This window comes from Microbacterium hanjuni, assembly GCF_043556395.1.
Taxonomy (GTDB): domain Bacteria; phylum Actinomycetota; class Actinomycetes; order Actinomycetales; family Microbacteriaceae; genus Microbacterium.
Genome location: NZ_JBIGIK010000001.1, coordinates 544,438 through 558,591, shown reverse-complemented (window position 1 = coordinate 558,591; position 14,154 = coordinate 544,438). Strand labels below are relative to the sequence as shown.

The 14,154-nt window shown below is 66.3% G+C and carries 14 protein-coding genes; 9 read left to right on the top strand and 5 right to left on the bottom strand.

Features of this window, described 5'->3' with window-relative positions; genetic code table 11:
* Window positions 1-137: 137 nt before the first annotated feature.
* Genes ACFXP5_RS02855 through ACFXP5_RS02845 form a run of 3 tightly spaced genes read right to left on the bottom strand, consistent with a single transcriptional unit; the run spans window position 138 to window position 2,748 of the window.
* Window positions 138-980, bottom strand: coding sequence for a helix-turn-helix transcriptional regulator (locus ACFXP5_RS02855; protein WP_394543432.1), 843 nt, complete (start codon window positions 978-980; stop codon window positions 138-140).
* Window positions 980-1,678, bottom strand: a complete 699-nt coding sequence (locus tag ACFXP5_RS02850; protein ID WP_394543431.1) for an NADPH-dependent F420 reductase — start codon at window positions 1,676-1,678, stop codon at window positions 980-982. The genes ACFXP5_RS02855 and ACFXP5_RS02850 overlap by 1 nt, the downstream gene beginning before the upstream one ends.
* Window positions 1,675-2,748, bottom strand: coding sequence for an LLM class flavin-dependent oxidoreductase (locus ACFXP5_RS02845; RefSeq protein WP_394543430.1), 1,074 nt, complete (start codon window positions 2,746-2,748; stop codon window positions 1,675-1,677). Before ACFXP5_RS02845 ends, ACFXP5_RS02850 begins: the two co-directional genes overlap by 4 nt.
* Window positions 2,749-2,834: 86 nt before the next feature.
* Between ACFXP5_RS02845 and ACFXP5_RS02840 the strand changes: the two genes are divergently transcribed.
* Window positions 2,835-3,224: a winged helix-turn-helix transcriptional regulator gene (locus ACFXP5_RS02840; protein WP_394543429.1), complete on the top strand. Its 390-nt coding sequence runs from the start codon at window positions 2,835-2,837 to the stop codon at window positions 3,222-3,224.
* 319 nt (window positions 3,225-3,543) lie between these two features.
* Here the strand turns inward: ACFXP5_RS02840 and ACFXP5_RS02835 are convergent, their stop codons facing one another.
* Window positions 3,544-3,807 carry a hypothetical protein gene (locus tag ACFXP5_RS02835; protein ID WP_394543428.1) on the bottom strand — a complete coding sequence of 88 codons (264 nt, stop codon included), beginning with the start codon at window positions 3,805-3,807 and terminating at the stop codon, window positions 3,544-3,546.
* 565 nt (window positions 3,808-4,372) lie between these two features.
* Here ACFXP5_RS02835 and ACFXP5_RS02830 point away from each other — a divergent pair.
* Both ACFXP5_RS02830 and ACFXP5_RS02825 read left to right on the top strand, forming a co-directional pair.
* Window positions 4,373-4,693, top strand: coding sequence for a hypothetical protein (locus ACFXP5_RS02830; protein ID WP_394543427.1), 321 nt, complete (start codon window positions 4,373-4,375; stop codon window positions 4,691-4,693).
* Between the two features lie 150 nt (window positions 4,694-4,843).
* Window positions 4,844-5,596: a GNAT family N-acetyltransferase gene (locus tag ACFXP5_RS02825; RefSeq protein ID WP_394543426.1), complete on the top strand. Its 753-nt coding sequence runs from the start codon at window positions 4,844-4,846 to the stop codon at window positions 5,594-5,596.
* A 15-nt stretch (window positions 5,597-5,611) separates the two neighbouring features.
* Here ACFXP5_RS02825 and ACFXP5_RS02820 read toward each other — a convergent pair whose 3' ends face one another.
* Window positions 5,612-7,297 carry a helix-turn-helix domain-containing protein gene (locus ACFXP5_RS02820; RefSeq protein WP_394543425.1) on the bottom strand — a complete coding sequence of 562 codons (1,686 nt, stop codon included), beginning with the start codon at window positions 7,295-7,297 and terminating at the stop codon, window positions 5,612-5,614.
* 144 nt (window positions 7,298-7,441) lie between these two features.
* On the opposite strand from ACFXP5_RS02820, the gene ACFXP5_RS02815 reads away from it, so the two are divergent.
* The 6 genes from ACFXP5_RS02815 to ACFXP5_RS02790 all read left to right on the top strand — a co-directional run bounded on the left by ACFXP5_RS02815 (window position 7,442) and on the right by ACFXP5_RS02790 (window position 14,002).
* On the top strand, window positions 7,442-8,944 hold the full coding sequence (locus ACFXP5_RS02815; RefSeq protein ID WP_394543423.1) for an aldehyde dehydrogenase family protein: 1,503 nt from the start codon (window positions 7,442-7,444) through the stop codon (window positions 8,942-8,944).
* Between the two features lie 43 nt (window positions 8,945-8,987).
* Complete coding sequence (locus ACFXP5_RS02810; protein ID WP_394526803.1) at window positions 8,988-10,337, top strand: MFS transporter; 1,350 nt, start codon at window positions 8,988-8,990, stop codon at window positions 10,335-10,337.
* Window positions 10,338-10,367: 30 nt separating this feature from the next.
* A complete protein-coding gene (locus ACFXP5_RS02805; RefSeq protein WP_394543421.1) occupies window positions 10,368-11,627 on the top strand; it encodes an FAD binding domain-containing protein in 1,260 nt (419 codons plus the stop codon).
* Window positions 11,628-11,644: 17 nt separating this feature from the next.
* A complete protein-coding gene (locus tag ACFXP5_RS02800) occupies window positions 11,645-12,082 on the top strand; it encodes a cupin domain-containing protein (RefSeq protein ID WP_394543420.1) in 438 nt (145 codons plus the stop codon).
* Between the two features lie 3 nt (window positions 12,083-12,085).
* Complete coding sequence (locus tag ACFXP5_RS02795; protein ID WP_394543419.1) at window positions 12,086-13,057, top strand: amidohydrolase family protein; 972 nt, start codon at window positions 12,086-12,088, stop codon at window positions 13,055-13,057.
* A gap of 72 nt (window positions 13,058-13,129) precedes the next feature.
* Complete coding sequence (locus ACFXP5_RS02790; protein WP_394526797.1) at window positions 13,130-14,002, top strand: DUF72 domain-containing protein; 873 nt, start codon at window positions 13,130-13,132, stop codon at window positions 14,000-14,002.
* The last annotated feature ends 152 nt before the right edge of the window (window positions 14,003-14,154 follow it).

Below are 14,154 nucleotides of genomic sequence, written 5' to 3'. Positions count from 1 at the left end.
GGTGGACTGCAATCCGAGTTAGCGGGTAACGGAAGTACGCGTTAGCGGGAACTCCTCTGAGCAAGCAAGGTCAGGCGTCATCGCGAGCCTGGCGCCATCTCGTGGAGCGCGGGGCCGGGCGGCGCGATGGGAGCGTCTCAGCTCATCAGCACACGCAACTTCTTCTCGTCGGCGCTACCGACGTCCGCTTGGTACGCGGTGATGAACTGACCGTCGTCGCCTAGGAGGTGAAGCACCTCGAAGTTCAGAGTCATGATCCCCACGGCATCATGGAAAATGCGCTTGCGGGTGGACCCGTGGCGGGAGACGCGATACTCAGCCCAATATCGGGCGAACTCCTTAGAAGCGAGGGTCAGTTCGCTGACCAGACGATCCAGGATCTCATCGTGAATGCGCGGATCTTGAGCGGCTCGCAGCGCGGCGACGGTCGGGATTGCCATGTCTTCCCAGTCTGGGTAGCGGGTTCGGGCGGCTGGGTCCAAAAACAACCACCGTGCAATGTTGCGCTCCGCTATCCTCATCGCCTCGAAGTCGGTGAGGAGAATCGTTGCGGCGCGGTTCCAGGCCAGCACTTCCATCCGCGGGCCCTGTAGCACCGCCGGAATGGGATCCATGGCTCTGACCAATTCCACCAGGGCAGGTCGCGGGTCGGATGGATCAATCGGGCGCGGAGACGCGGTCCCGCACTGTGCGCCGACGAGGACGCGGAAGTGGTCACGCTCGACGGCGGTTAGGCGCAGCGCACGTTCGACGGCGGATAAGACCTGGTCGGAAATGTTTCCGATCCTGCCCTGCTCTAGCCGGGCGTAGTAGTCCACGCTCATCCCGGCGAGGGTGGCAACATCATCGCGCCGCAGTCCGCGACCCCGGCGCGGCACAGACGATCGTGCCAGCCCCACTGAAGCGGGGTCGATCTCCTCGCGACGGGACACCAAGAAGTCCCGCAATGGATTGCTTGGCCCTCCCAGCAATCCTTCCATCAGGCGGCGATGACGACGGAGTCGACACCCCGAGCCGACTGGGCCCCGGCGGCATCCGCCGGAATAATCGTCGCGGACACGGCAACCAGCTCTTGTATTACTTCGTCTTTTCCGAACGGCCCGCCAAAGAGTGCTGCACCTGGTTGCAGCGCCAAGCCCGCAGCCAGGGGGGTTGCGGCCACAGGCTCGTACCCGATCGATTCGATGAGGGTGGCTACCGTCGCGGCGGCGTCCGCGTCATCGGAGACAACGGCTAGCGCCCGGCGTCCCGGGGTGTCAGCGGCGGCGCGGTAGTCCTCGAGCTCGTGGTATCCAACATGGTTCAGCGTCTTCACCACCCGAGATCCAGCCAGGTGGGTTGCGACCACGCGGCTGGACCCGCCCTCATGCAGCAGCTCGGGGACGACTCCGTCAGTTTCCGGCCAGTAGTTCATCGCGTCGACCACGACCTTCCCCGCTAACAGACCCGGATCTAGGGTCTGGAACTTCGGCGAAGGGATCGACAGAATCACGACGTCCGCCCCCTGAACCGCGTCCGCGACCGAGGCGACGACGGCGCCCGGAGCGACGACCGAGACGAGCAGCTCGATGTCGGCCGGTCCACCGGAGCCGGCGATCATCACGTGGTGCCCAGCGCCCAGCGCGACGCGCGCGATCGCGGCACCAACCTTTCCTGCGCCGAGGATCGCGATGTTCATGCCATCACCCCGGTGATGCTGCCGCGCAGATCGGCGGGCTCCGCACCTAGATCAGCATCGACGAGCGGCTTCACCTTTGTGCCGAGCAGTTCGATCGAGTGCAGGAAGTCACGCTGCGAGATGGGGCCGAAATCCATCTGAAGGAACTGGCGCATGTGGCCCAGCGAGCTGTGTAGGGCGATGATGCGTTCCGCGATCCGTTGTGGCGAACCGGCGAAGATCGCACCGATCTCAGTCTCAGCCTCGTAACGACGGCGGTTAGGAACGCTGAAGCCTTTACGCGATGCGGCATCAGTCATCGTCTCTTCCCACCCCTCGAAGAAGATGTCTTTCGCACTTTGGGTCGTATCGGCGATGAATCCGAAGTTGCCTACCGACACCCGAGCCTGTGCCGGGTGGTGCCCCGACTGCGCCCACGCTTTGCGGTAAAGGTCGGCCAGCCCGCTGAACCGCTCCGGCTGTCCACCGATGACCCCATACGCGACCGGCAGGCCAAGTTGCCCTGCGCGGACACTTGATCTTGGGCTGCCGCCAGTGCCGAGCCAGATCGGAAGATGTCCCGCATCGGGGCGGGGTACGACGAGTGCGTTATCGAGCGCTGGTCGGGTCGTGCCTGACCAAGTCACCCGCTCGGACTCGTTGATCTTCAGCAGCAGCTCGAGTTTCTCCGCGTAAAGCTGGTCGTAGTCGCGCAAATCAAAGCCGAATAATGGGAACGACTCCGTCGATGACCCCCTGCCTGCGGTGATCTCCGCTCGACCATGCGACAACGCATCCAGGGTCGCGAACTGCTCGTAGACGCGCACCGGATCTTCTGTGCTGAGCACCGTGACCGAAGAGCCAAGAAGTATTCGTGATGTCACGGAAGCAGCCGCAGCCAAGATCGTCGACGCCGCAGATGCCGGCATCAGATGGGTATGGTGCTCACCGATGCCGAAGTAGTCCAACCCGACTTCATCCGCGAGGCGCACCGCCTCGAGAAGGTTCCGGGTTGCCTGCGCTGTTGTCGCCAATTGTCCCGTGTCGGGATCGCGCGCGATCGCTCCAAAGCTGTACACGCCCAGTTGCATAGTTTGTCCCTTCGAGGTGTTCTAGGAAACTCTTCCTGCACTCGAGGAACTTGCCAACATCGAGGTGTGAGACTTACTATTTGTAAGTGACTATTTCTGTGAGTGGGCCGTACCTTGACGACGCCACGTGTCGTCAGTTCCAGCGAGCCGCTGAATTTGCCGGCCGCAAGTGGAACGCGGCGATCCTGTTAGGCATGGCGTTGGGCTTCGACCGTTTTTCCACACTCAAGCAACACGTCGCCGGGATCTCCGATCGGCTCCTGACTTCGCGACTTCACGAGCTCATCATGGCTGGACTGGTCGCCCGCACAGTTACGCCGACTACACCTGTGCAGGTCCGCTACACCCTCACCGCAGCTGGTAACGAACTCATCCACCTGCTTCACCCGCTTGTCAGCTGGTCACAGCGATGGAATGCAGCCACGGCCGCTCAAGACAGCGACACGCCAACAACATCCACCGCTCCGACCGGCTGAGAGAGTTACACCCCCTCGATGGCGGCGCCTTGTTCTCCAACGCGGTGGCGGCGACCCCAGTCCGTGAGGGTCATCGCGTCGAGTGGGCTATGTGCTCCCGATACGGCTAAAGACTGGATCGATCCGCGAGATCCCAGTCGTTGCCGGCCCGCTGCCGGTCTCGCCCGCCAAAAGGCCGCATCCGTGCTGAGCTACGCGAGGATCGTGTCGCCCATCGCGATAAGTTGCAGTTCGCAAGAATCGCCGCGAATTGGAACGCCCTCCGCAACCTGAGCGCGTGTGCGGTGGCACAGGTCAAGAATGTCATCTCTGGACAAGTTCACTGGGAGAGCGGCGTCTTCACCGGGAATTTACACGCACGCCGAACAAGCTCGCCATCGTCGTACTCGGGGCCGACCGTCAGATACACCAACTCGTCACCCCGCCAGCGCGCAACGAACCTATGTTTCTCGAACACGATGTCAGCGTGGTCGGGGGAGACCTCTTCGAAAACCTCGGTGTTGACGATGACGTACTCAGGCGGAACAGATTCGGTTATCTCGCCACCGCGGGGGCCTCCCTCGAGGCGATGCGAGCTGATCATGCCGAAAGGCTACCGGCGTGAGCTCGTGACGTGGCGATAGCTCTAACTCCCGATCGCCTCACCGGCGGATGGCGATGCCACGCAGTCTTAACGAGTTCAATATCGTGTGAGTGCTGAAGCCGATTTCTCGCCCAATCGCCGTTGCGGACGCACCATCCTCATAGCGGTGGATTGCGAGGGTGATCTGCTCAGCGCTCATGCGCGGCGCCGTGACAACGCCCGCTCGTGCCAGGTGCTGCCCAACCGTCTGCCTAGTGATCCCGAATACCTTTGCCGAGGCCGCAACGCTGCCGTGCCCTTGGTAGTGGGTGACGAGCGCAATGACCTCTTCCTCGCCAAGCTGTCGCGCTCGTCGGACGACGGGAGCTTCCGATGCTCTCCGTGCTGACTTTCGGGCAGCGGCAGCTACTAGCTCGGCGGAGGCGCTGCCCAGCGGTTGGTTGGAGTAAGCGTGCAGGAGGTCCACCGAATCGCGAAAAGAACCCCCGACTGAGAGGTCGGGGGTTCTTTTTTCGGTTGATGTACGGTTCACAGCGCGGGCCGCGCGGCGCGCAAGGGAGCATCGATGGACGACGACCAGCCCGTCACGGTTCCGCCGGAGCCGTTCCGGTTCATGAGCACGAACCGCCCCAGCGGACGATTCAGGATGACGGTGAAGACTCCCCTCGCGGAGGCTGCCCTCGGGTTGTTCATCCTCATCGCGGCCGTGGGCGTTCTGGCCATCGCCGTGCAGCGCGGAAGCGCCGAAGCGATGGCGACCGGCATCCTGATGTGCGTCCTCTTCGGCGGCACGGCCGCGTGGATCTTCGTGATCGCCATCGCGAGAGCGCGATGGGCTCGCGCGTACAAGAGGGTGCACGGATACTCGCCTTTCGCCCGCCAGTAGCGTCGACGCGCGGCTCCCGCACTCGTGCGCCCGTGACCGGGCCGGACCGGGCCGGCGTCAGGGCTTCGCGTCCCTTCCGCATCCACAACGGGTGGTCAACGCTCGTCCGTTCTGCCAGTGTCGACTCACCGAGCTGAACGGAGCGAGTTCATGTGGGTCGAGTGCTTCGAGAACGACGCACGATTCGACGGTGCCGATGTCGAGGTACTCGTCGAGCAACTGCTGAGTCACGTGCGCGCGAGCCACAACGTGTCCTACTCCGACGATGAAGTGCGGACGTGGGCGCGCAATTTCGCGGACGCGTCCCTTCGCGAGGACGGCGCGGTCGAGTGGCTGCCCTCCATCGGCCCGGTGGAAGTGCACCCCGTCACTGAAGACCGCATCGACGATTGGCTGATGCTGTTCGACCGCGACGCCTTCCCCGACAACCCGGACTGGGGCTCGTGCTACTGCCTGCACCCCCACACGGGCGACGCGCCAGAGCGACCATGGCGTGACGTCCGCGCCGAGATGATCGAGAGGTTGCGCGCGGGCGCGACGGTCGGCTACCTCGCTTACGCCGGCGGTCGGGTCGTCGGGTGGGTCAACGCCTCCTTCCGATCGTCTTATGCGAAATACGACGGCATCGATCCCGAGGGGCCGGCGCCTGACACCGTGGTGGGCGTGTCCTGCTTCGTCATCGCTCCGCCCTACCGGCGCCACGGGGTGTCATCCGCGCTTCTCGACCACGTCGTTGCAGATGGCGCGACCCGGGGCGCGCGATACGTGGAGGGATACCCGCGACGCACCCCCGACGGCAAGGATTCGACGTCGTTCTGTGGACCCCGGTCGATGTTCGAGGGTCGGGAGTTCACCCCGGTCGAGGAGCACGAATGGTTCACCCTCGTCCGCCGACCGGTGTGACGCGAACCGTTCCACTCAGCGGCTTCCGGACTCCGACCCGAGGCCGTACATCGTCGACGCCGCCGTCAGATCCAGCAGGGACCGCGGCGTATCGAAGGACGACCCGGTGAGCGACTCGATCCTCCGCAGTCGCTGTTGAACCGTGTTCGGATGCACCCGGAGTTCGCTTGCGGTGGCAGCGCGGTCGACGTCGTTGCGGATGTACGTGCGCAGGGTACGGATGAGCTCGGTCCCCTTACGCCGATCGTAAGAGATGACCGGGCCGAGGTGGAGCTCCACGAAGTCCGTCAGGATCTTCGTCTCCTCCATCTGCAACATCACACCCACGAACCCCAGTTCGGCCGGGTCAACGGCGCCCGTCCTGCCGAACGATTCGGCCACATCGTGAACGCCTCTCGCGACACGCACGGCTTCGGCGAGGGTGCGCTTCGCGGCGCCCGATGAGGCCACCAACACGGCCGTCGAGGGGAAAGCCGTGGCTAGTGCCGTCGAAACGTCGGCGGCCGCAGAGCTGAGGAGGGTGCTGGGCCAGAGCGCGACGACCTTGCCGCGGTACTCCGTGACGAGCGGAAAAGCAGACCCGTCAGAGGTCGCCAGCTGCATCCGAGCCAGCCGCGACAGGATCCCCGTTCGCAGGCGAGCCGATGCCGGCGGCTCGGTGGTGGGACGCAGGGTGATCACCATCGCGACGCCGAGCTGAGTTAGATCGAACCCCATCGCTCGCGCTCGTTGCAGCGAGGATTCGGTGATCCCCACACTGAGCACGTCCTGCAGAAGTTCGCCGGCGATGCGGTACTCCGTCTCACGAGCGGTGCGCTGACGCAGCAGTTCGAGGGTCAGCACCGCGGCGGCGTGTCCGATCGCCACCTCCTCGAGCTTGTCCAGATGGTCGGCACCCGCAGGCGTGCCCGCACGGACACCGATGATCAGCTCACCGGCCTGCTCGCCCTCCACGTGAATCGGGTGTCGCACCAACGCCCCGTCGGGCGGAGCAGGCAGCGGGCGCTGAGGATCATCCGAGAAGAGAACGGGTCTGCGGACGATCCGCTCGAGACTGCGCACGACGGCCGACGAGCCGCGCGACTCCAACGACGCCTGCAGCAGCTCTTCCCGGATCGCCTGACTGCGGGTCAGGAGGTCGCGTTGATCGACGAGAGTTTCGTTCGTGCGGCGCAGCTCGTCGAGGAGGCCGGCGGATGCGATCGCCGCGGCCGCATGATTGGCCAGCAGGGTCATGCGTTCGATCTCGTCGTGCGTGTACTCGTGCTTCTGCGCGTGATAGCCGTTCAGTGTGCCGAGCACACCACTGTCACCCAGCAGCGGCACGCTGATCATGGAGGAGTATCCCTGCTCGTGGGCGACGCCGCCCCACGGCTTGAAGCCGCTCTCCGCGGCGATGTCCGCCACCACGACGGGGGCGCCGCCGTAGTAGGCGCGGCTCGAAGGAGCGGTGCTTCCGAGCCCCACCGGATTGCGGCGGTTGACGCCGTCGACGTACTCGTCGGACAGGCCGCTCCACCCCGCGATCACAAGGACCGAGGCGGCCTGGTTCGGGATCAGAACGCCGCAGAAGTCCAGCGGAATAAGTTCCTGCGCGGTCTTCGCCACGAGGTTCAACGCCTCGGTCATCGGCGCTCCGCTCACGGCGACCTCGCTCAGCTTGCGCAGGTGGGCGAGCCAGACGACGAGATCGGAGGACACCTCGGTATGTCACCAGGAACAACGAACGACGTCAAGTGTGTGTTTGCAAACATTGAAGGGGACGGTCGTAGCTGGTCGAATGAGCCAGGTCGACAAGCGCTACCCCCGGCGCACCGGCACACGATCACGAAGGAGTGAGTTGAGATGAGCCTTCTCGAAAACGCGACAACCGCCCCCCACCCCGTACAGCCGTACGAGTCGGACGGGGCACTGGTGCGCGACGTCGTGAACCCGTCCAACGGCTTCGTCATCGAGAGCGTGCCGGAGCACGGCCCCTCGGACGTCGACGCGGCTGTCGCTGCCGCGAAGGCGGCGTTCGAGTCCGGGGCGTGGCCCGCGCTGACGCCCACGCAGCGCGCCAAGATGCTGCTGCAGATCGCTGACGAGATCGAAGCCGGAAGCGAAGAGCTGTACCAGCTCGAGGCCGTCAACAACGGACGCCCCGTCACCGAGACCCGCGCGCAGCTCTCGCGGGTACCCGAGTGGTTCCGCTACAACGCGGGGCTGCTTGCCGCTCAGCGCACCGCCGTCCTCCCGAGCGACGGGCCGTACCTGACGTATCAACGCCGTGCGCCCCTCGGGGTCTGCGCCATCATCACCCCGTTCAACCACCCGATGCTCATCCTCGCCCGCAGCCTCTCCGCCGCTCTCGCTAACGGCAACACCGTCGTCATCAAGCCCTCTGAACTGACGCCGCTGACGACCCTGGCATTGCTGCCCATCCTCAAGCGCGCTGGTCTGCCCGACGGGGTGGTGAACGTCGTCACAGGCGCCGCCCCGGCGGGCAAGCGCCTCACGGAACACCCTGACGTCGCCAAGGTCACCCTCACCGGCGGTACGGAGACCGGGAGGTCGGCCGCCGTCGCTGCTGCCCGCCGCTTCGCCCGCATGACGGCCGAACTCGGTGGCAAGACCCCCATCGTGGTCTTCGACGACTCGGATGCGAAGGCCGCCGCCGAAGGTGCTTCCTTCGCCGCGTTCATCGCGGCCGGGCAGTCGTGTGTGGCCGGGTCGCGGTTCTTGGTGCAGCGGGCGATCTACGACGGCTTCGTTCAGCACCTCGCGCACCGCGCCGAGCAGATCCGACTGGGCGACCCCGCCGACCCTGCCACGCAGATGGGCCCCCTCATCAGCGCCCGGCAGCGTGAGAAGGTGCTGTCACTCGTCGACTCCGCCCGCGAAGAGGGCGCCACGATCGCCGCCGGGGGAGAGGTGCCCGACCTGCCTGGTGACCTGAACGGCGGATTCTTCTACACGCCCACGGTCATCTCCGACGCGACGATGGCGATGCGGGTGGCGCGCGAGGAGATCTTCGGACCCGTCGCGGTCGTGATCCCCTTCGACGACGAGGCCGAGGCGGTCGCCATGGCCAACGACAACCCGTACGGGCTGGGCGCGGGCGTCTGGACGACCGACCTGGCCCGCGGCCACCGCGTCGCCGACGCGATCAAGGCCGGGATGGTGTGGATCAATGACCACCACCGACTCGAGCCGTCGCTGCCGTGGGGCGGCATCAAGGAGTCGGGCATCGGCAAGGACGCGGGGGTGGAGTCCTTCGACGACTTCTCTTGGCTGAAAACGGTGGTCACCCGTATCGCGCCCGGCTATGCCGATTGGTACGGCGGCATGAACGAACGCTTGAACTGAGCTTCGACGCGATCGCGCCGAAAAGGAAGAAAGGACGTCGACGATGACGCAGACGAAGACCCCACCCAAGACAGGGTGGCGGACAGAGATCACACGAGCTCAGTGGCTCGTCCTGGCAGGAACGATGCTGGGCTGGGGATTGGACGGCTTCGCCGGAAGCCTGTACATCCTCGTCCTGGGGCCGACGATGACCGAACTGCTTCCCAACAGCGGTATCGAGGCCACCCCCGCCGCCATCGGCCTCTATGGCGGTCTGACGGTGGCCCTCTTCCTGGCGGGGTGGGCGGTCGGCGGACTCGTGTTCGGCATCCTCGCCGACTACGTGGGACGCACCCGCATCCTGGCGATCGGTGTGCTGACCTACGCGGTCTTCACCGCTGCTGCTGCGTTCGTCGACAACTGGTGGTTGCTGGGCGTCCTGCGCTTCATCGCCGGTATCGGCTCAGGGGTGGAAGCCCCGGTCGGCGCGGCCCTCATCGCGGAATCGTGGCGCAACAGGTATCGCGCCCGTGCCGGCGGCGTCATGATGTCGGGGTACGCGATGGGCTTCTTCGCCGCAGCTCTCGCCTACGCCTTCCTCGGTGGACTCGGGTGGCGGTTCATGCTGGCCCTCGCCGTGCTTCCCGCCATCCTCGTGTGGTTCATCCGTCGGTTCGTGAAAGAGCCGGCAGAGTCCACCGAAGCCATCCGCGTCCGACGGCAACGGAAGAAGTCGGGCGAGACCGGCGCGCAGGATGCTTTCGTCCTGAAACGGCTGTTCATGAAGCCGCTCCTCCGGCCGACGCTCGTGGCGACGGCGATCGCCACCGGTGCGCTGATCGCCTTCTGGAGCGTGAGCACCTGGTACCCGCAGATCATTCGGGAGATGGGCGCAGCATCCGGTGTCGCCCCCGCTCAGATCGCTCAGGACGTCGCCTTCGCCTCCATGCTGTTCAATGCGGGCGGGGTGATCGGATACGCCTCCTGGGGGTTCATCGCGGACGCGATAGGTCGGAAACTCACCTTCGTGCTGACGTTCGGGGTGGCCTTCGTCACCATCGCAGCCGTCTTCCCGTTCTCGCACCCGATGGTGGTGTACCTGCTCACGATGCCGATCCTCGGGTTCGCGCTGTTCGGCTCGCTGTCGGGATCGTTCATCTACGGCCCCGAACTGTTCCCCACGAGCGTGCGGGCGACGGCGATCGCGTTCTGCAACAGCGTCGGACGCATCGTGACAGCAGCGGGCCCCCTGATCGCCGGTGTGATCGCCACGTCGTGGTTCGCCGGCAATCTCGGGATCGCGACCACGGTGATCGCCGCCTTCGGCGTCATCGGCCTCGTCGGCGTCGCTTTCGCGGCCGAGACGCGCGGCCGCCCTCTCCCCACAGATACGCCCACGGAGCCCGCCCGCTGACCGCGGTCGAGCCGACCCCCAGGAGACCTCATGCACCCCGCAAGCGACACCTATCGTGGATCCACGGCGATCGTCGTCGGCGGATCGATCGGCGGCCTGACCGCCGCCCTCCTCCTCCGTGACATCGGCTTCGACGTCGACGTGTACGAACGGACCCCGGTCCCGTTGCACGGGCGCGGGGGCGGCATCGTGCTCCAGCCGGACACCATGCGCTGGTTCGACGAGCGGAGCGACCAGGACCCCGCTGCCCTGTTCACCTCGACGTCCCGCGTGCAGTACGTCGACCGGCAGGACGGCGTGGTCTACGAGGAAGAGCGAGAGTGGCGTTACACCTCCTGGGGGACGTTCTACCGAGCGCTGCTCGCGGACTTCGGTGAGGAGCATTACCACCTCGGTTCGCAGGCCGTGCGCTTTTCCCCGGGCTCGACCGGTGAGAAGGCGTGGGTCGAGTTCTCCGACGGAACGACGAGCGAGGCCGACCTGGTGGTGTTCGCCGACGGGGTGGGGTCCATCGCCCGTCCGGTCTTCGATCCGGATGCGCTCAGCCGCTACTCGGGATACGTGGGCTGGCGCGGAACGGTTCCGGTGAGTGCACTGTCGGCCGAAACCCGTGCGGCGATGAGCGACGCCATCACGTACGACGTCATGGATCGCTCCCACATCACCCTCTACCCGATCCCGGGCGAGGAGGGGGTGGACGCGGATCACCAGCTGATGAACTACGTGTGGTACCGCAACGTGCCCGCGGGCGGCGCCCTCACCGACCTGCTGACGGGGCAGAACGGCTACGTCGGCACCCTGACCGTGCCGCCGGGGCTGATGCGCGAGGAGCACGTGGCCGAGCTCAGGGAGGTCGCCGACCGCGACCTCGCTGCCGGCCCGCGCGAGGTGGTGCTCAAGACCGAGCAGCCCTACCTGCAGGTGGTGCACGACTCACGCTCCGCGCGGATGGCGCTGGGTCGCTCGGCCCTCATCGGAGACGCCGCCTGCGCAGCCCGTCCGCATGCGGCGGCCGGCACCGCGAAGGCGGCTGCGGATGCGTGGGCCTTGCGTGATGCCCTCCTCGCCACCCCCGGCGACATCGTGGAGGCGCTGCACCGCTGGGAGCCCGCCCAACTCGCTCTCAGCGAAGCGCTGCTCGAGAGGGTGGTCGAGATGGGCGAGCGCTCTCAGCAGCACGGCACCTGGATCCCCGGGGACCCCGAGCTCCGCTTCGGTCTCTACGGGTCGGGGATCACGACCCACCCGTCACCGCCGGACTACTCGTCCGCGCTCGCGGCAACACTGTGAATGAAACGACACCGGAGATGACCATGAACAACTTCCTGACCGACCTGCCTCTCGCCGGCGTTCTCATCGCAACGGACTTCGAGGGATGGTCGGACGAGGTGAAAGCCGAATTCGACACCCACGCGTTCGACGGCGCGGTCGGCTCACGTCTGCTCAGCGAGACCCCGCGGGCCCGCATCTGGGAGATCCGCCTGCAGCCCGGGGAGCGGTGGCACGCCCATCGGCACGTGCTGGACTACTTCTGGACCGCGATCAATGCGGGCACGAGCCGGCAGCACACCTTCGACGGTACGACCCGGGACGTGTCCTATGGCGCGGGCGAGACCCGCTACTTCCACTTCGGCAAGGGGGAGTACCTGTTGCACGACATCGAGAACGTGGGCGAGACCGAACTCATCTTCACCACCGTGGAGCATCTCGACAGCGACAACGCCCCGCTCGACCTGGAGTCGTGATCGATGCCGTTCTCCTTGCGGCCCGGCGCCGTCGATGTTCACGCCCATTGGCTTCCGGAGTCGCTCTTCGGCCTCCCTCCTGGCGCGCCGTACAGTCCGCTCGCCGACCGCGACGGGCAGCTCTACATCGGTGACATCCCCCTGTCGATCGAGAGCCGCCTCATGAGCGATGTCGACGCCATCCGCGCCGACATGCAGCGAACGGGAATCGCCGCCCGTGTGCTGTCGGCCCCGCCGTTCGCCTTCGCCCGCGAGGATCACCCCGAGGCGAGCGCATACGTCGATGCCTTCAACGCTGCGCTGCTTTCCGTCGTCGGCGACTCCGACGGTGCGTTCGCGGGATTCGGGTGTGTGAGCCTCGGAGACGTGCAGGCCGCGCGGCGGCAGATGGAACAGCTCTCCCTGGCCGAGGGTATCTTCGGAGTCGCGCTTCCCCCCGTGATGGGCGACACGTCCCTCGACACGGGCAACCTGGAACGCATCCTGACCCTCGCCGACGAGCTCGAGCTCGCCGTGCTCGTGCACCCGATGCAGCTGCCGGGACCCGCGTGGTCGCGGCACTACCTGACGAACCTCATCGGCAACCCTGTCGAGACCGCCACGGCGATCGCATCCGTTCTGCTCGGGGGAACGATGGAGCGTCTGCCGGAACTGCGCATCTGTTTCGTTCACGGCGGCGGATGCGCCCCCGATCTTCTCGGCCGGTGGGATCACGCGTGGTCCCTCCGGGCTGACGTCTCGGCGGACTCGACCCGGCGCCCGAGCGAGACGTTCCGCCGGCTCTTCTTCGACACCGTGACCCATGACACCGACGCGCTGGATCTGCTGCGTCGGAAGGCGCCGGACGATCACATCGTGCTCGGGAGCGACTACCCGTTCGACATGGCCGACACGGATGCACTCACTCACGCCCTGGAGCGGGGATTGACGAAGGACGGTCTGTCTCAGGCGACCCGGCTCTTCCTCGGCCTCTGAGCCGACGAGCCGCCGCTCAGCCATCGGGCAATGACCCTGTGGCCGGGGCTTGCATCTGATATTGCTGGAGCGATGAGCGACATCTCGGTGGAGAGCGGGGGACGGGTGCGGGTCGGTATCTCCGGCTGGCGTTACCCCCGGTGGCGGGGTGACTTCTACCCGAAGGGTCTTCCGCAGCGGCGCGAGCTCGAGTTCGTCGGCGAGCGCATGTCGACGTTGGAGCTGAACGGGTCGTTCTACTCCCTCCAGCGCCCCACCAGCTACCAGCAGTGGCGGGAGGCCGTCCCGCGCGACTTCGTCTTCGCGGTGAAGGGGTCGCGCTACATCACGCACATGCTGCGCCTGAAGAACATCGACACCGCCCTCGCGAACTTCTTCGCCTCGGGCGTGCTCGCACTCGGGGATCAACTCGGCCCGATCCTGTGGCAACTGCCGGAGCGTCAGCAATTCGAGCCGCAGCTCATCGAGGACTTCCTGGCGAAGCTGCCCCGCACGACCGCCGCGGCCCTGGAGCTCGCGAAACATCACGACGGGCGACTGACAGACCGTTCCTGGCTGAGTATCGACGCTGATCGTCCGCTGCGCTACGCGCTCGAGCCGCGCTCCGACACGTTCGAAGATCCCGAGCTGATCGACCTGCTGCGCCGACAGGATGTCGCCCTCACCGTCGCCGACACCGCGGGGCGCTGGCCGCAGTTCGGCGAGGTCACCGCCGACTTCGTGTACGTGCGCCTGCACGGAGCGGAAGACCTCTACGCGAGCGGGTACTCCGCCGAACAGCTCGACGGGTGGGCGGATCGCATCAACGGTTGGGCCTCCGGCTCCCCGGACGGGCGGGCTCGAGACGTGTACGCCTACTTCGACAACGACGCCCGAGGCTTCGCGCCCCACGACGCCCTCGCGCTCGCGCAGCGCGTGGGAGATGCGCGGCGCCCCGCGGGGTGAGCCCCGTCCGGCCCGTGCACGGGGGAGGGGATGTGCGCTCGGGAGGGGGTTTCGGGCGAGAACACCCTCCCGAAGGCACATCTCCTCCCCGGTGCACGGCGGTGGGGAGGATGCTGCGTGCAGGGCTGCCTCCGGACGCTGAGCGAGCGTAG